Source organism: Aquibium sp. A9E412 (genome assembly GCF_030398335.1).
In the GTDB taxonomy this organism is placed as follows: Bacteria; Pseudomonadota; Alphaproteobacteria; order Rhizobiales; family Rhizobiaceae; genus A9E412.
Genome location: NZ_JAOAOP010000006.1, coordinates 34,070 through 50,700, shown reverse-complemented (window position 1 = coordinate 50,700; position 16,631 = coordinate 34,070). Strand labels below are relative to the sequence as shown.

Genomic DNA, 16,631 nt, shown 5'->3' with positions numbered 1-16,631 from the left:
GGTCCTTCGCATGACGTCGGGCTGGGTCGCGGGGACGGCTTCGGCCGCGCCGGGCAGCGCCTCAGGCGGCCGAAGGGCCGGGCTCGTCGGGGCCGCCGAACGGCGCGGCGGCGTGGTGCGCCGGCGCGGTGTCGTGCACCAGGCGCAGCGCCGGCCGGCCGGTGCGCGCGGCGGCGAGCCGGGCTTCGGCGGCACGGATGCGCCGTGCGGCCTCCGGCTGGTAGAGCACCTGCTCCAGATGGACGCGCTCGCCGTGCCCGTCATGGCCGGGGATGTCGCAGAACTGGCCTTCGCCGAGCCCGAGCAGGGCGAGCCCGCGGGCGGTGGTGATCGGCAGCAGCAGGCCGACCGGCCCCTCCACGCGGTCATGCGCCAAGACCCGCGTGTCGGGCTCGCGGCCGTCGACGCTGAACACGACGCGGCTGCTCAGCGTGGCGACCGTCGGCGGCACGTCGTCGTGCAGCACCACGCGGGCGCCGTCGAGCTTGTGCCGCAGCAGCGGCGTCATCGGATCGTCGCGCCCGAGCCGGCGCTCGAGCATGACTTCCAGAATGGTGAAATCCTTGGCGGTGAGGATGCAGGTGGTGTCCGACATCGCAGGTCTCCATCGCCCCGAGACAGAGCGGTTGCAGGTGGTACGACAATGGAGAGATCCCCTGGCCGCGGGCGCGGCGCAGGGGCTAGGATCCTGCGATGAGGCAGCCTCCGAACAGCGTCAGACGGCAGAAGGCGGCACGGTGGATCATGACGCGCCGCCGGACGCCTCGGCCGGCGCGTTGGCGGCCGGCGTCACGTCCTCGACGGTGAGCCGGTGGCCGCGGCCGTCGCGCGCCGTCCAGTCGATCGACTGACCGGCCTTGAGGCCGATCAGCGCGGCGCCGATCGGCGTCAGGATCGAGATGCGGCCGGCCGCGATGTCGGCCTCGCCGGGGAAGACCAGGCGCACGGTGCGGTCCTCGCCCGTGTCGCTGGAGAAGCGCACGGTCGAGCCCATCCGCACGACGTCGGCGCCGATCCGCGCGTCGTCGACGACGCGCGCCCGGTCGAGCTCGGCGAACAGCGTGTCGGCGACCGCCGCGTTGCGCTCGGCCGCGGCTTCGGCGAGCCGCGTCAGGCGGTCGTGATCCGTCCGGGTGATGGTGATGGCGGGCTTGCGCCCTCTGTTCGCCGCGGGGCCCATCGCTGGACCTCCTCATGCTCGCCGGCACCGCCGCGTGCGGTGCCCGTGCCGTTTTCTCTGGTTTGGTGGGAATGTCGCCCGTTGTGCCGTCCGGCCCGCTCGCGGGCTGCGGCTATCGCCCCTCGACCGGGGCGCGACGCGACCGGCCGGGGGTCAGTGTCCCGCGATGGGACACACCCGATTGAGCATTCGCAGAAGGTCGGTCGCTGCACACATACCAACTGAGGTGGACAACGCGGCCGCGAAAGTCAAGGGCCGGCCGCCGGCACGGCGCGCGCGAGGGTCCGTCGCGCGCGTCGCCCGCCGGCCCGTCGTGTCGCCGCGATCGGCCGCCGGCGGCTCAGAAGTAGCCCTGCAGCGGGCGCACCTCGAGCGAGCCGGCCTTGAGCGCGGCGATCGCCTCGGCCACCGCCTCGGCGCCGGCCATCGTTGTGTAGTACGGCACCTTCTGCACCAGCGCGGAGCGACGCAGCGACTTGGAGTCCGACATCGCCTTCTGCCCGTCGGTGGTGTTGAAGACGATCTGCACCTGGCGGTTGCGGATCGCGTCCTCGATGTGCGGCCGGCCTTCCAGCACCTTGTTGATCTTGTCGGCCTCCACGCCGTTGTCGCGCAGGAAGCGGGCCGTGCCGCCGGTCGCCAGCACCTTGAAGCCGAGGCCGGCGAGCCGGCGCACCGCCGGCAGCACGCGCGGCTTGTCGGCGTCGCGCACCGAGACGAACAGCGTGCCGGCGCGCGGCAGGTCGACGCCGGCGCCGAGCTGCGCCTTGGCGAAGGCGAGATGGTAGTCGCGGTCGAGCCCCATCACCTCGCCCGTCGACTTCATCTCCGGTCCGAGCAGCGTGTCGACGCCGGGGAAGCGGGCGAACGGGAACACCGCCTCCTTGACCGCGATGTGGCCGAGCGCGTTGGCGTCGACCGTGCCGCCATAGGCGTCGGCCGCCGTCGCCAGGCTCTCGCCGGCCATCACGCGGGCGGCGATCTTGGCGATCGGCCGGCCGATGGTCTTGGCGACGAAGGGCACGGTGCGGCTCGCCCGCGGGTTGACCTCGAGCACGTAGACCTCGCCGTCCTTGACCGCGTACTGCACGTTCATCAGCCCGCCGACGTGAAGCGCGCGGGCGAGCGCGGCGGTCTGCCGCTCGAGCTCCTCGACGATGTCGGCCGCCAGCGCATGGACCGGCAGCGAGCAGGCCGAATCGCCGGAATGGATGCCCGCCTCCTCGATGTGCTCCATGATGCCGGCCACGAAGGTCTCCGCCCCGTCCGACAGGCAGTCGACGTCGACCTCGACGGCCTCGGTCAGGTAGGTGTCGAACAGCAGCGGGTTCTTCGACAAGAGCGTGTTGATCTGGCCGGTCTTGTCGGCCGGATACTTCTGGCGGATCTCCTCCGGCACCAGGCCCGGCACGGTGTCGAGCAGATAGGTCTGGAGCTGGCCCTCGTCGTGGATGATCTGCATGGCGCGGCCGCCCAGGACGTAGGACGGGCGCACGACCAGCGGAAAGCCGAGCTCGCCGGCGATCAGCCGCGCCTGCTCGACCGAGAAGGCGATGCCGTTCTTCGGCTGCTTGAGGCCGAGCTTGGTGAGCAGCTTCTGGAAGCGGTCGCGATCCTCGGCCAGGTCGATCATGTCGGGTGCGGTGCCGAGGATCGGGATGCCGGCGCGCTCGAGCGCGTCGGCGAGCTTGAGCGGCGTCTGGCCGCCGAACTGGACGATGACGCCGACGAGCTCGCCCGCCGCCTTCTCCGCCATCAGGATCTCGAGCACGTCCTCCGGCGTCAGCGGCTCGAAGTAGAGCCGGTCGGAGGTGTCGTAGTCGGTCGACACGGTCTCCGGATTGCAGTTGACCATGATCGATTCGAAGCCGGCGTCGGCCAGCGCGAAGGCGGCATGGCAGCAGCAGTAGTCGAACTCGATGCCCTGGCCGATGCGGTTCGGTCCGCCGCCCAGGATCACCACCTTCCTGCGGTCGGAGACGGCCGCCTCGTCGGCCGGCCGTCCGGCGAACGGCGTCTCGTAGGTCGAGTACATGTAGGCGGTGGGCGCGGCAAACTCGGCCGCGCAGGTGTCGATGCGCTTGAACACGGGCCGCACGCCGAGCGCCTGGCGGTGCGCGGCGACGGCCTCCGTCTCCTGCCGCGTCAGCGAGGCGAGCCGGGCGTCGGAGAAGCCCATCGCCTTGAGCATGCGCAGGTTCTGCGGGTCGGCCGGCAGCCCGTGCTCGCGCACGCGCGCCTCCATGGCGATGATGGCGGCGATCTGCTCGAGGAACCACGGGTCGATGCGGCACATGCGGTGCACCTCCTCGAGCGGGGTGCCGAGCCGCAGCGCCTGGGCGACCATGCGCAGCCGGTCGGGCGTCGGCGTGCCGAGCGCGGCGCGCACGGCGTTGCGGTCCTCCGACGGGTCGTCGCCGCCGAGGCCGGGGATCTCGATCTCGTCGAGACCGGTCAGCCCGGTCTCCAGGCCGCGCAGCGCCTTCTGCAGCGATTCGGGGAAGGTGCGGCCGATCGCCATCACCTCGCCGACCGACTTCATCGCCGTCGTCAGCAGCGGCTCGGCGCCCGGAAACTTCTCGAAGGCGAAGCGCGGGATCTTGGTGACGACGTAGTCGATCGACGGCTCGAAGGAGGCCGGCGTCGCGCCGCCGGTGATGTCGTTCTCCAGCTCGTCGAGCGTGTAGCCGACGGCCAGCTTGGCCGCCACCTTGGCGATCGGAAAGCCGGTCGCCTTGGAGGCGAGCGCGGAGGAGCGCGACACGCGCGGGTTCATCTCGATGACGACCAGACGGCCGGTCTCCGGATTGACGGCGAACTGCACGTTCGAGCCGCCGGTCTCCACCCCGATCTCACGCAGCACCGCGATCGAGGCGTTGCGCATGATCTGGTATTCCTTGTCGGTCAGCGTCAGCGCCGGCGCGACGGTGATCGAATCGCCCGTGTGCACGCCCATCGGGTCGACGTTCTCGATCGAGCAGATGATGATGCAGTTGTCGGCGCGGTCGCGCACGACCTCCATCTCGAACTCCTTCCAGCCGAGCACCGATTCCTCGATCAGCACCTCGGTGGTCGGCGAGGCGTCGAGGCCGCGCTCGACGATGTCGAAGAACTCCGAGCGGTTGTAGGCGATGCCGCCGCCGGTGCCGCCGAGCGTGAAGGAGGGACGGATGATGGCCGGCAGGCCGACATCCTCGATCGCCGTGGCGGCGACCGCCATGGCGTGCGCCATGTAGCGCTGCTTGCGGTCGCCCTCGCCGCGATTCCACTCCGCCTCCAGCGCGTCGAGCGCAGCGTCGAGGTCGTCGCCCCGGTGCGCCTGCTTGAGGCGCTCGCGCTCGGCCTCGTGCCGCTTGCGGTCGGCTTCCTTGACCTCGGTGGCGTTGGCCAGCACCGAGCGCGGCGTCTCCAGCCCGATCCGGGCCATCGCCTCGCGGAACAGCGCGCGGTCCTCCGCCTTGTCGATCGCCTCGGCATTGGCGCCGATCATTTCGACGCCGTAGCGCTCGAGCACGCCCATGCGGCGCAGCGACAGCGCCGTGTTGAGCGCCGTCTGCCCGCCCATCGTCGGCAGCAGCGCGTCCGGCCGCTCCTTGGCGATGATCTTGGCCACCACCTCCGGCGTGATCGGCTCGACATAGGTCGCGTCGGCCAGCTCCGGATCGGTCATGATCGTCGCCGGGTTGGAGTTGACCAGGATGATCCGGTAGCCCTCCTCCTTCAGCGCCTTGACCGCCTGGGTTCCCGAATAGTCGAACTCGCAGGCCTGACCGATGACGATCGGCCCCGCGCCGATGATGAGGATCGACTTCAGGTCGGTTCGCTTGGGCATGGGAGGTCCGCTTCGGATGCGCCTTGCGCGTGCCGCCGGAGCGGGCTTGCCCGGCCGGTGCGCAAGAGGGGTCTGACGTCAGGCTAGGCGGGGCTTATAGGCGAGAGACCGCGCCGACGGAACCCCGGAAATTGCCGCATGCACATGCCGGACCGGTGGACGGCGGCCGCGCGGCCGCCGGCCGGTGCCGGGCGGCCGGTTTTTGCCCATGCGCGCGCTGCCGCCGCGCGCTAGAGTGAGCGCGCCCGAGGGAGAGAGGAACGCGCCCATGCGCTGGCGGGGACGGCGGCAGAGCAGCAATGTCGAGGACCGGCGCGGCCGGCGCATCCGCCTTGGCCGCGGCGGCCGGCTGCCGCTGCCGGGTGGCGGCCGGGCCGGCGGGCTGAGCCTGTCGGGCCTCGTCATCCTCGTCGTCGCCTTCTTCGCGCTGCGCGCCGTCGGCATCGACCCCGCCGCCATCCTTGGCCGAAGGGCCGGAGATCACGGCGCCGGGCGGCACGCCGGCCGCCTCGCCGGCCGAGGAGGAGATGCACCGCTTCGTCGCCGTGGTGCTGGCCGAGACCGAGGATGTCTGGAACGGCCTGTTCGCGCGGCAGGGCGCCGACTACGAGGAGCCGCGGCTGGTGCTGTTCGCCGGCAGCGTCTCGTCGGCCTGCGGCTTCGCTTCGGCGGCGGCCGGGCCGTTCTACTGCCCGGGCGACCGGCGGGTCTATCTCGACCTCGCCTTCTTCGACGAGCTCGCCAGCCGCTTCCGCGCCGCCGGCGATTTCGCGCAGGCCTACGTGGTGGCGCACGAGGTCGGTCACCACGTGCAGAACCTGACCGGCATCCTGCCGCGCTTCAACGCGATGCGGCGCGAGCTGGCGCCGGCCGAGGCGAATGCGCTGTCGGTGCGCGTCGAACTGCAGGCCGACTGCTTCGCCGGGGTGTGGGCGCACCACACCGCGCGCAACGGCCTCCTGGAGGCCGGCGATATCGACGAGGCGCTCAACGCGGCGACCCAGATCGGCGACGACACGCTGCAGCGCCGCAGCCAGGGCTACGTCGTGCCCGACAGCTTCAACCACGGCACCTCGGCACAACGCCGCCGCTGGTTCGCGCGCGGCCTCAAAGCCGGCGATCCGGCGGCCTGCGACACCTTCGGCGGCGACGTCTGACGGCGGGCGGGCGGCGCGCCGCATCGCAAAGCGCGCGTTAACGCCGCCGCTCAATTCGCGCGCACCGCCTTAGACGGATCTTAAACCGGGTCGGCTAGGCTCTCCGGCACCTCGTAAACCGGAGAGTGCGATGAAGTGCGCATCGAAATGGGGCATGCGCCGGTTCGCCACCGACAGTCGCGGCAATTTCGGCCTCCTCGCTTCCGTGGTGGCCGTGCCGCTGGTGATGAGCGCCGGCGTCATGGTGGACCTGTCAACCATCAGCCGCACCAAGCAGGAGCTGCAGGCGGCCATGGACGCCGCGGTTCTGGCCGTGGCGCGGGAAGGCGAAGATCTGTCCGACAAGGACGCGCGGGCGATCGCCAACACCTTCATCGGCGGCAATCTGGTGCCTGCCTACACCAATCTGAAGGTGCTGCGCGACGGCACGGCGGTGACGCTGGAGGCCGACACGCGCGCGGCGATGGCCTTCGGCGGGCTGTTCGGCTACGACTTCTGGCCGGTCAAGGCGGCCGCCTCGGCCGACATCGCCTATGCCGCCTACGAGATCTCGCTGGTCCTCGACACCACCGGCTCGATGGCCGGCGGCAAGCTGACGGCCATGAAGGACGCGGTCTACGGTCTGATCGACGACATGTCGGACCAGATCAAGGACAGGGACCGGCTGAAATTCTCGCTCGTGCCGTTCGCCACCTTCGTCAATGTCGGGCCGCAGTTCGGACCCGCGTTCGACGAGAAGGGCAAGGTCGTCAAGGACACCGGCGCCGACTGGCTCGACGTCCATGGCAGGAGCGACATGCCGCAGACGGAGCTGGTGCCCGGCCTCAGCCGGTTCGAGGTCTACCACCATCTCGGCCAGGAATGGAAAGGCTGCGTCGAAACGCGCGAGCCGTCCAAGAAGGGCGCCCACGACGTCGCCGACACGCCGGCCCAGAAGAACGACAAGGCGAGCCTGTTCGTGCCCGCCTTCGCGATCGACGAGCCGGACGACGAGGACCGCTACCGCAACAGCTACATCGACTCCGACGCCGACCCGCTCGACAAGACGGCGAAGGGCACGCTGAAGAAGCTGCTGAAGTACGGCCTCGTCGATCTGGTCGGCGGCGGAAGCTGGAACCGCCCGGACACCGACTACGATCACGGCAAGGGGCCGGGCCACGGCTGCGACACCCAGCCGATCACCCCGCTGACCAGCGACTACGGGCTGCTGAAGAAGCGGGTCAAGGCGCTTGAGGCGCGCGGCACCACCAACATCATGGAAGGCGTCGCCTGGGGCATGCGGGTCCTGTCGCCGCACGAGCCCTTCTCCGAGGGCATCGCCGAAGACAGCGGCGTCGAGAAGATCATGATCGTGCTGACCGACGGCTCGAACGTGTTCGGCAACCGCGGCAACAAGCTCGGCTCGTCCTATTCGAGCTTCGGCTATCTGGTCGACGGGCGGCTCGGCATCGGCGCCGGCGGTTCCTCGACGACCACCAAGCTGATGAACGACAAGACGCTGGCCGCCTGCCGCAACGCCAAGGCCGACGGGGTGGAGATCTACACGATCCGCCTCGAGGAGCCCGACGTGGAGACCGGCAGCATGCTCAAGGAGTGCGCCTCGAGCCCGCTGCACTATTTCGACACGCCCTCGCGCAGCCAGCTCGACGAGGTGTTCGAGCGCATCAGGGACGGCATCGTGCGCCTGCGCATCGCCTCCTGAGGCGCGCGGCCGGGCAGGAACGGACGAAGGGCGGCCCGCGGGCCGCCCGTCGCGCCGATCTGCCTTTCACGGAACCGCAGCCCGGCTCCAGGGTGTTGTCTTGACGCGTTTGCGAACGGCGAACCGGTTTCCACTTCCCCTGCAAACGCTTTCGTGCGTCAGGGCCCCGGCGGGGCGGCGCCTCAGCGCTCGGCCAGCGCCGGCTCGCCCTTGCGGGCGCGGATCAGGTTGGCGAAGCGGCGGAACAGGTAGTGCGAATCCTGCGGTCCCGGCGAGGCCTCCGGGTGATGCTGCACGGAAAAGACCGGCCGGCCGGCGAGCGCGATGCCGCAGTTCGAGCCGTCGAACAGCGACACGTGCGTCTGCTCGACCCCGGCCGGCAGGCTGTCGGCATCGACGGCGAAGCCGTGGTTCATCGACACGATCTCCACCTTGCCGGTGGTGAAGTCCTTCACCGGATGGTTGGCGCCGTGGTGGCCCTGATGCATCTTCACTGTCCTGCCGCCGAGCGCCAGCGCCAGGAGCTGGTGGCCGAGGCAGATGCCGAAGAGCGGCACGTCGGCCTCGAGCAGCGCGCGGATCACCGGCACGGCATAGGCGGCCGTGGCCGCGGGATCGCCCGGCCCGTTCGACAGGAAGACGCCGTCCGGCGACAGCGCCAGGATGTCGTCGGCGCTCGCCGTTGCCGGCACCACGGTGACGCGCGCGCCGAGCCCGGCGAGCAGGCGCAGGATGTTGCGCTTGGTGCCGTAGTCGACGGCGACGATGTGCATGGCCGGCTCGCCGGCCGCGCCCGCGCCGTAGCCTTCGTTCCACACCCAGGGCGTCTCGCTCCACGGCGTCGACTGGCCGCACGACACGCCCGCCGCCAGGTCCATGCCGACCAGGCCCGGCCAGTCGCGCGCCTCCGCCTTGAGCGCCTCGACGTCGAAGCGGCCCTCGGGATCGTGCGCGATGACCGCGTTCTGCGCCCCCTTCTCGCGCACCAGCGCGGTGAGCGCGCGCGTGTCGATGCCGCTCATGGCGACGACGCCGCGGCGTTTCAGCCAGGCGTCGAGATGATCGGCCGAGCGGTAGTTGGACGGTTCGGTGACCGAGGCGCGGAAGACGGCGCCGACCGCGCCGGTGCGCGCCGCGGGCACGAGGTCCTCGACGTCCTCCTCGTTGGCGCCGACATTGCCGATATGCGGAAAGGTGAAGGTGACGATCTGCCCGGTGTAGGAGGGGTCGGTCAGGATCTCCTGGTAGCCGGTCAGCGCGGTGTTGAAGCACACCTCGCCGACCGCCCTGCCCGCGGCGCCGAGGCCGGCGCCCTCGATCACGGTGCCGTCGGCCAGCACCAGGAGGGCGGTCGGCTTGATGGCGCCCCAGGGCGCGGTGGTGGTGGCCATGACGATCGCTCCGCTGTCTTGCACGCTTCCTGCACGCTTCCGCGTCGGCCCTTGAAATGCGGCCATTTCGGGGCCATATGGCGCGGCGAATAGCGCGCTGCCCCGATCGGCGACAGCGGCTTGCCGTGTTCAACAGGCCCATGCAGGCGGCGGACAATAGGCGATGGCAGGATGGCGGTCAATGACCGCCTTTGTACGCTGTGCGAAATGATATGCACAGCAAAACCAATGACTTAACGCGGCAGAAACGGTTTGCGTCGGCTTTGGGCCGGCGCTATTGTTCGCGACTGCGACAGGAGACGAGACGCCATGCGCGACACCATCGCACAGGCCCTTAGGGAAGCTTTGAAATCGCAGGACAAACGGCGCATCTCGACCCTGCGCCTGGTGCAGACCGCCATCCGCGACCGCGACATCGCCAACCGCGGCGCCGGCAAGGATCCCGTCAGCGACGAGGAGATCATGGCGATCCTGTCGAAGATGGTGAAGCAGCGCCAGGAATCCGCCAAGGCGTTCGAGGAGAGCAACCGCCTCGAGCTCGCCGAGCAGGAGCGCGAGGAGATCGCCATCATCCGCGACTTCCTGCCGCGGCCGCTGGCCGAGGAGGACGTCAAGCGCGCCTGCGCCCAGGTGGTGCACGAGGTCGGCGCCGACGGGCTGCGCGACATGGGCCGCTGCATGAACGCGCTGAAGGAGAAGTTCCCCGGCCGCATGGATTTCGGCAAGGCGAGCGGCATCGTCAAGAACCTGCTGCAGTAGCCGCCCCGCCCGCGCCGCAGGCACCCACGCCCTTTCGACGCACGCCGGGCCGATCCGCTTGGCTGCGCCCGTTTCCGGACGGCGAAGCGGTGTGCGCTTCGCCTGGAGGCGATTTATAGCGTTTCCAGGCGAAGTGGAAACCGGTTCGCCGTTCGGAAACGCGCGAAAACAATGAGTTAGAGCCGGTCTGCGATTCCGTGAAACGCAGAACGGCTCTAGCGCCGGTCGTTCCGCGGCGGCGGGCCGGCGCTGCGGGCCCGCAGCCGTGGCGCCAGCGCATAGGCGATCGGCGGCGTGGCGAAGAAGGCGACGAGCATCGCGTTGGGCAGCAGCCGGGCGGAATGGTCGGCGAGCCTCGGCAGGCAGAGCACGACGAGCGTCCCGGCCCCGTAGAGCACGGCGAAGACACTCGGCGCGAGCGCGAAGGCGATGTGGGTGCGGATCGAGGTCATGGCGGCATCCGATCGGGTTGTCGGCCGAAACGGGAACAATCCGCGCCGCCGCGCTTGGTTCCCGCCGCCGCGCGCCGAAGCGCCCGCATCCTCCGCCCTTCGGCGCCTCAGCGCCGCATGTAGAGCCACAGCGTGGTCGGCGCGAGCGCGGCCGTCAGCACCGCCGGCGCCAGCAGCGCCAGGCCGATCTCGCCCCATGTCGCGCCGCCGCCCATCAGCCCGCGCAGCGCCGTCGTCATCAGCGACACGGGGTTGACCTCGACGAAGGCGCGCAGCCAGTCGGGCATGGTCTGCGGCTCGACCATGATGTTGGAGGCGAACACGACCGGGAAGATGAAGGTGAAGCCGACCGTCATCACCGTCGTCGGCGTGCGGATCAGCAGGCCGAGCACGATGAAGATCCAGCCGACGCCGAAGCCGATCGCCACCAGCACCGCGAAGGCGGCGGCGACGCCGAGAAACCCCGCCTCCGGCCGGTAGCCGAGCGCCAGGCCGACGGCCAGGATGATGGCGCCGGCGATCAGGTGGCGCAGCACGTCGCCGACCATCAGCCCGGCGAACGGCGCCAGCGGCCAGATGGGCAGCGAGCGGAAGCGGTCGAACAGCCCCTTGCCGAGATCGGTCGACAGCCCCATGCCGGAGTAGACGGCGTTGAAGACGACCGTCTGCACCAGGATGCCGGGCAGGAAGTACTGCAGGTAGTTGTCGGTCGAGCCGGCCAGCGCGCCGCCGAACACGAAGGTGAACAGCAGCGTGAACATGAGCGGCGTCATCACCAGGTCGAAGAGCTGCTCGGGCACGTGCTTGAACTTCAGCACCGCCCGCCAGCCGAAGACCAGCGCATTGGAGAACGCCGAGGGCGGCCGCGGCCGCTCGACCCGCTCGAGGGCGGCCATGCCGCCGGGTGCGTTCGCGCTCATGTCGCCTGCCCTCCGTTCTCCCCCGCACCGCCGCCCGGCTCCGCCGGATGGCCGGTGAGCGCGAAGAACACGCTGTCGAGGCTCGGCTGGCCGAGCGAGAAGTCGGACAGCGCGATGCCCTCGGCAATCAGCGCGGCGATCGCCGCGCTGGCGGCCTCCGCCGAGCCGGCCATCACCGACAGCTCGGCTCCCTCGACGCTCGGCGTCGCCTCGGCGCCGAGCCTGGCGGCAAGCAGCCGCGCGGCGGCCTCGCGCTGCGCGGGATCGGCCAGCGCCACGTGCAGGAAGCCCGAGCCGGTCGCCGCCTTGAGCTCGCGGCTCGTGCCCTCGGCGATCTTGCGGCCGTGGTCGATGACGGCGATGCGCGCGGCGAGCTGGTCGGCCTCCTCGAGATACTGCGTGGTGAGCAGGATGGTGACGCCGGAACCGGCCAGGCCGCGGATCATGCGCCACACGCCCTGGCGCGCCTTGGGATCGAGCCCGGTGGTCGGCTCGTCGAGGAACAGCACGCCCGGCGTGACGATCAGCGAGGCGGCGATGTCGAGCCGCCGGCGCATGCCGCCGGAATAGTCCTTGACCTGCTTGCCGGCCGCCGGCGCCAACTCGAAGGCGGCGAGCAGCGCGTCGGCGCGCGCCCGCGCCCGGCGGCCGCGGAAGCCCCACAGCCGCGCCAGGAGCACCAGGTTCTCGCGTCCGGTCAGGTCCTCGTCGAGCGAGGCGAACTGGCCGGTCATGGCGATCGCCGCGCGCACGGCGTCCGGATTCGCGACGAGATCGTGGCCCATGATGCGGGCCGAGCCGGCGTCGGGCCGCGACAGCGTCGCCAGCATGCGCATCAGCGTCGTCTTGCCGGCGCCGTTCGGCCCCAGAATGGCGAAGATCATGCCGCGCGGCACGTCGAGGTCGATGCCGTCGACGGCGGTCAGGTCGCCGAAGCGCTTGACCAGGCCGCGCGCGACGATCGCCGGCGGGGCATCGCCGGCCGCTTGCGTCATCTGCGGTGCGCGCGGCGCCTCGTTCATGGTCGTCGTCCGTCGTGTCGGCGAAAGGCGCGGCACGCATGGCGGCGCGGCGCGCGGTCGCGCCGCTTATAGCAGCTTTGCCGCGGCTCGCCACCCGCTGCGCCGGCCGGCCGCGTCATGCGCGACGCGAACGGCAGGCGGCGCACGGTCACGGCAGCACGGGCCTGCCGGCGGGACCGCCGGGCGTCGGCCCGGCGAAGGCGGCGACCGGCGCGGCGGCGCCGTCCGGCGGCGGGCGCAGGCCTGTCTCGACAAGCAGCCCCTTGCGCTTGGCGTCGTAGTAGTAGCCGCGCTGGTAGAGCCGGATCGCCCGGTCGGCGTCGCCGCCGGCGACCAGCCAGGCACCGCGCAGATACTTCACCGCATAGGTGAGATTGGTCTCGGGATCGAGCAGGCCCTCCGCCGGGCCGCGGTAGCCCATGGTGCGCGCCGTGCCGTGGCGGATCTGCATCAGCCCCCAGTTGCCGGCGTTGTAGGCGGCGGGGTCGTAATTGCTCTCGCGCCGCACGACCCGGTGCACGAGATCGGCCGGCAGGCCGTAGGCGGCGGCGTGACGGTCGATCATCGCCTCGAGTGGCGAGGCCGCGGGCGCCGCGGCGACCGCCGGCGCGGCCTGGCCGGCCGTCTCCTGCGTCGCGCTGCAGCCTGCGGCAAACGCGGCGAGCAGCGCCGCGACGGCGGGTCTTGTCGGCATGTCCCTCTCCTCGCGCCCCGCCCCCAGCCATGCCGGCGCGAAAGTGTCAGCAGTGAGGCGGCGCCGCGACGGTGCCGGCTCGCAGCGGTCCGGCAATGCCGGCCGCGACGCTTGCGCCACCGGCGTCGGGCTTCATAATGAAGGCGGGTGATTCGCGTCCCGACCGCCGCTCGTGCGGTCTTCCCGTTTTCCCGCGTCGTGCCGCCGCGTTTTCCGGCCCGTTCCGGTCCGCGTTGCAAGCGCGTCGACAAAAAACGGCAACAGGGAGACCATCATGCGCCAGCCGAGCACGAACTGCATCAAGCGGCGCCTCACCGAGCGCCGCCACATCGCCACCGCCATCGACCACCTGACGGCGCGCGGCGTGCCGCGCGACGGCATCGACGTCGTCCTGTCGCGGCTCTTCTTCGTCGATGTCGACCTGCTCAACGAGGTGCTGGAAAGCGGCGACGCATGGGCCGCGCCCGGCGCCTCCGGAGCGACGATGCGCATCGCCGCCGAGTGACGCCGGCGCCGTGCCACGAGGCCGTCCGCTGGCACGCCACGACGACGAGCCGAGCCGCCGTTTCGTGAACTGGAGGGCGGCGCCAACATTCGTCCTGGCGCGTCTCCGCACGGCGAACCGGCATCCACGTCGCCTTGGAACGCGCTAGCGCCCGGCGGGCTCGATGCGCCGGCCGGTCCCGGCGTCGAACAGATGCGTCGCGCCGGGCGCGATCGCCAGCGGCAGCGTCTCGCCCGGCCCGATCCGCGTGCCGCCCGGCAGGCGCGCGACCAGCGTCGCCCCGGCGCCGTTGCGGCCGCACAGCACGCCATGCGCCAGCGTGTCGGCGCCGAGCGCCTCGACCGCCGTCACCTTGAGCTCGAGATCGGCGTTCGGCGCGGAGACGGCGCTCAGATGCTCCGGCCGCACGCCCACGAGCACCCGCCGCCCCGGCTCGGGCAGCGCCGTGTCGCGCGGCTTGACGAGCCCGCCGCCGTCGAGCGCCAGGCCCTTGCCGGACTCGGCCACGCTTGCCGCGAGCAGCGTCATCGACGGTGAGCCGATGAAGCCGGCGACGAAGGTGGTGGCCGGCGCCCGATAGACCTCCATCGGCGTGCCCACCTGCTCGGCGACGCCGTTGTGCATGACCACCAGCCGGTCGGCCAGCGTCATCGCCTCCACCTGGTCGTGCGTGACGTAGAGCGCCGTGGTGCCGACCGCGCGCTGGAGCTGCCTGATCTCGAGACGCATCTGCACGCGCAGCTTGGCGTCGAGATTGGACAGCGGCTCGTCGAACAGGAAGACGTCCGGGTCGCGCACCAGCGCCCGGCCCATCGCCACGCGCTGGCGCTGGCCGCCCGACAGCTCGCGCGGCTTGCGCGCCAGATAGGGCTGAAGCTGCAGCATCGCGGCGGCGCGCTCCACCCGCGCGCGGATGTCGGCCTTCGCCAGGCCGGCGATCTTCAGCCCGTAGGCCATGTTGTCGAACACGCTCATGTGCGGATAGAGCGCGTAGTTCTGGAACACCATGGCGACGTTGCGCTCGCGCGGCTCGAGGCCGTTGACGACCCGCCCACCGATGGCGATCTCGCCGGCGGTGATCGGCTCGAGACCGGCCACCATGCGCAGCAGGCTAGACTTGCCGCAGCCCGACGGACCGACGATGACGATGAAGGCGCCATCGTCCACGTCCAGGCTCACGCCGTGGATCACCCTCAGCTTGCCGTAGGTCTTCGTCACGTCGCGGATCGCGATCGCCGCCATCGTTCTGCCTTCGCTATTTCTCGGTCTCGACCAGTCCTTTGACGAACAGCCGCTGCATGGCGACGATGACCGCCACCGGCGGCAGCATCGCCAGGATGGCGGTCGCCATGATGAGGTGCCACTGCGGAAGCTGGTCGCCGCTGTTGGCCATGCGCTGGATGCCCATGACGACGGTGTAGTAGCCCTCGTCGGTGGTCACGAGCAGCGGCCACAGATACTGGTTCCAGCCATAGATGAAGAGGATGACGAACAGCGCCGCCAGGTTGGTGCGCGACAGCGGCAGCAGGATGTCGCGGAAGAAGCGCATCGGCCCGGCGCCGTCGATGCGCGCCGCCTCGGCCAGCTCGTCCGGCACGGTCATGAAGAACTGGCGGAACAGGAAGGTCGCGGTCGCCGAGGCGATCAGCGGGATCGACAGGCCGGCATAGCTGTTGAGCAGGCCGAGATCGGCCACCACCTCGAAGGTCGGCAGGATGCGCACCTCGACCGGCAGCATCAGCGTGATGAAGATCGTCCAGAAGGCGAGCACGCGGAAGGGGAAGCGGAAGTAGACGATGGCGAAGGTCGACAACAGCGAGATGGCGATCTTGCCGAGCGCGATCGCCAGCGCCATGACGGTCGAGTTGAACAGCATCAGCCCGATCGGCGGCGCGCCGGCCGTCGACAGGCCGTCGCCGAGCACCGTCGCGTAGTTCTCCCACATCCGGTCGCCGGGCAAAAGCGACAGGCCGCGGTTGACCTCGCGCCCGGTGTGGGTGGACGCCACGAAGGCGAGCCAGATGGGAAAGGCGAAGATCGCCGCGCCGAGCACCAGCGTGCCGTGCGTGATCAGGCTGAGAAGCGGCCGGCGCTCGATCATCAGTATTCCACCCGCCGCTCGATGAAGCGGAACTGGATCGCCGTCAGGGCGATGACGATGACCATCAGCACCACCGACTGCGCCGCCGAGGCGCCGAGGTTGAGCCCCTCGAAGGCGTCGCGCCAGACCTTGTAGACCAGGATGACGGTGTCGTTGCCCGGCCCGCCGCGCGTCGTGGCGTGCACGATGCCGAAGGTCTCGAAGAAGGCGTAGACGACGTTGACGACCATCAGGAAGAACACGGTGGGCGACAAGAGCGGAAGCTGGATGGTGAGGAAGCGCCGCAGCGGACCCGCGCCGTCGATCGCCGCCGCCTCGATGAGCGAGCGCGGGATCGCCTGCAGCCCGGCGAGGAAGAACAGGAAGTTGTAGCTGACCTGCCGCCAGGCGGCCGCAATGACGATCAGCGCCATGGCGTCGGTGCCGTCGACGAAGTGGTTCCACTCGTAGCCGAGCACGTCGAGCGCGTAGGCGACCAGTCCGATGGTCGGGTTGAACAGGAACCACCACAACACGCCGGCCACCGCCGGCGCCACGGCATAGGGCCAGATCAGCAGCGTGCGGTAGGCGAGCGCGCCGCGCAGCACGCGGTCGGCCATGATCGCCAGAACGAGCGCCGCCAGCATCGAGATGCCGGTGACCAGCGCGCTGAAGACGACCGTCGTGACGAAGGCGTCGAAATAGAGCGGATCGGCGAACAGCCGGCGGAAGTTGGCGAGGCCGACGAACTCGGTGCGCAGGCCGAAGGCGTCCTGGCGCAGCACCGACTGGTAGATCGCCTGGCTCGCCGGCCACAGGAAGAAGACGGCGGTGATGAGGAGCTGCGGCGCCACCAGCAGATAGGGCAGCCACGGGCTCTTGAAGGTGACGTTCTTGGTGCGCACGGGGGCTCCGGGCTCCGGGCTGCGGCGTTGGG

The 16,631-nt window shown here is 70.6% G+C and carries 13 protein-coding genes and 2 pseudogenes; 4 read left to right on the top strand and 11 right to left on the bottom strand.

Going from position 1 to position 16,631, the window contains the following annotated elements; translation table 11 throughout:
- Positions 1-61 precede the first annotated feature (61 nt).
- The 3 genes from N1F89_RS04565 to carB all read right to left on the bottom strand — a co-directional run bounded on the left by N1F89_RS04565 (position 62) and on the right by carB (position 5,012).
- Entirely contained in the window at positions 62-595 is a 534-nt protein-coding gene (locus N1F89_RS04565; protein WP_290081911.1) for a nucleoside-diphosphate kinase, read from the bottom strand.
- Positions 596-742: 147 nt separating this feature from the next.
- Positions 743-1,180 (bottom strand): nucleoside diphosphate kinase regulator, encoded by a 438-nt coding sequence (rnk, locus tag N1F89_RS04560; RefSeq protein ID WP_290081910.1) that lies wholly within the window; start codon positions 1,178-1,180, stop codon positions 743-745.
- Between the two features lie 340 nt (positions 1,181-1,520).
- Positions 1,521-5,012 carry a carbamoyl-phosphate synthase large subunit gene (gene carB / locus N1F89_RS04555; protein WP_290081907.1) on the bottom strand — a complete coding sequence of 1,164 codons (3,492 nt, stop codon included), beginning with the start codon at positions 5,010-5,012 and terminating at the stop codon, positions 1,521-1,523.
- A gap of 268 nt (positions 5,013-5,280) precedes the next feature.
- Between carB and N1F89_RS04550 the strand changes: the two are divergent.
- Positions 5,281-6,169, top strand: a pseudogene (locus tag N1F89_RS04550) (neutral zinc metallopeptidase).
- A gap of 130 nt (positions 6,170-6,299) precedes the next feature.
- Entirely contained in the window at positions 6,300-7,871 is a 1,572-nt protein-coding gene (locus tag N1F89_RS04545) for a pilus assembly protein (protein WP_290081904.1), read from the top strand.
- Between the two features lie 182 nt (positions 7,872-8,053).
- Here N1F89_RS04545 and carA read toward each other — a convergent pair whose 3' ends face one another.
- Positions 8,054-9,262 carry a glutamine-hydrolyzing carbamoyl-phosphate synthase small subunit gene (gene carA / locus N1F89_RS04540; protein WP_290081902.1) on the bottom strand — a complete coding sequence of 403 codons (1,209 nt, stop codon included), beginning with the start codon at positions 9,260-9,262 and terminating at the stop codon, positions 8,054-8,056.
- A gap of 309 nt (positions 9,263-9,571) precedes the next feature.
- Here carA and N1F89_RS04535 point away from each other — a divergent pair, with 309 nt between their 5' ends.
- Positions 9,572-10,021: a GatB/YqeY domain-containing protein gene (locus N1F89_RS04535; protein ID WP_290081901.1), complete on the top strand. Its 450-nt coding sequence runs from the start codon at positions 9,572-9,574 to the stop codon at positions 10,019-10,021.
- Positions 10,022-10,236: 215 nt separating this feature from the next.
- Here the strand turns inward: N1F89_RS04535 and N1F89_RS04530 are convergent, their stop codons facing one another.
- The 4 genes and pseudogenes from N1F89_RS04530 to N1F89_RS04515 form a co-directional block, all read right to left on the bottom strand.
- Positions 10,237-10,473, bottom strand: a complete 237-nt coding sequence (locus tag N1F89_RS04530) for a hypothetical protein (protein WP_290081899.1) — start codon at positions 10,471-10,473, stop codon at positions 10,237-10,239.
- A 107-nt stretch (positions 10,474-10,580) separates the two neighbouring features.
- Complete coding sequence (locus tag N1F89_RS04525; protein WP_290081898.1) at positions 10,581-11,393, bottom strand: ABC transporter permease; 813 nt, start codon at positions 11,391-11,393, stop codon at positions 10,581-10,583.
- A complete protein-coding gene (locus N1F89_RS04520; protein WP_290081895.1) occupies positions 11,390-12,415 on the bottom strand; it encodes an ATP-binding cassette domain-containing protein in 1,026 nt (341 codons plus the stop codon). The genes N1F89_RS04525 and N1F89_RS04520 overlap by 4 nt, the downstream gene beginning before the upstream one ends.
- 148 nt (positions 12,416-12,563) lie before the next feature.
- A pseudogene (locus tag N1F89_RS04515) lies at positions 12,564-12,980 on the bottom strand (lytic transglycosylase domain-containing protein); the annotation flags it as partial.
- Positions 12,981-13,383: 403 nt separating this feature from the next.
- Here N1F89_RS04515 and N1F89_RS04510 point away from each other — a divergent pair.
- Positions 13,384-13,614: a hypothetical protein gene (locus tag N1F89_RS04510; protein ID WP_290081892.1), complete on the top strand. Its 231-nt coding sequence runs from the start codon at positions 13,384-13,386 to the stop codon at positions 13,612-13,614.
- A gap of 144 nt (positions 13,615-13,758) precedes the next feature.
- Here the strand turns inward: N1F89_RS04510 and N1F89_RS04505 are convergent, their stop codons facing one another.
- From N1F89_RS04505 to ugpA, 3 genes are read right to left on the bottom strand one after another with little or no spacing between them, the layout of a single operon-like run.
- Entirely contained in the window at positions 13,759-14,856 is a 1,098-nt protein-coding gene (locus tag N1F89_RS04505; protein ID WP_290081889.1) for a sn-glycerol-3-phosphate import ATP-binding protein UgpC, read from the bottom strand.
- A gap of 13 nt (positions 14,857-14,869) precedes the next feature.
- Positions 14,870-15,715, bottom strand: coding sequence for a sn-glycerol-3-phosphate ABC transporter permease UgpE (gene ugpE / locus N1F89_RS04500; protein ID WP_290081887.1), 846 nt, complete (start codon positions 15,713-15,715; stop codon positions 14,870-14,872).
- Positions 15,715-16,599 (bottom strand): sn-glycerol-3-phosphate ABC transporter permease UgpA, encoded by an 885-nt coding sequence (ugpA, locus tag N1F89_RS04495; protein ID WP_290081884.1) that lies wholly within the window; start codon positions 16,597-16,599, stop codon positions 15,715-15,717. Before ugpA ends, ugpE begins: the two co-directional genes overlap by 1 nt.
- Positions 16,600-16,631 lie beyond the last annotated feature (32 nt).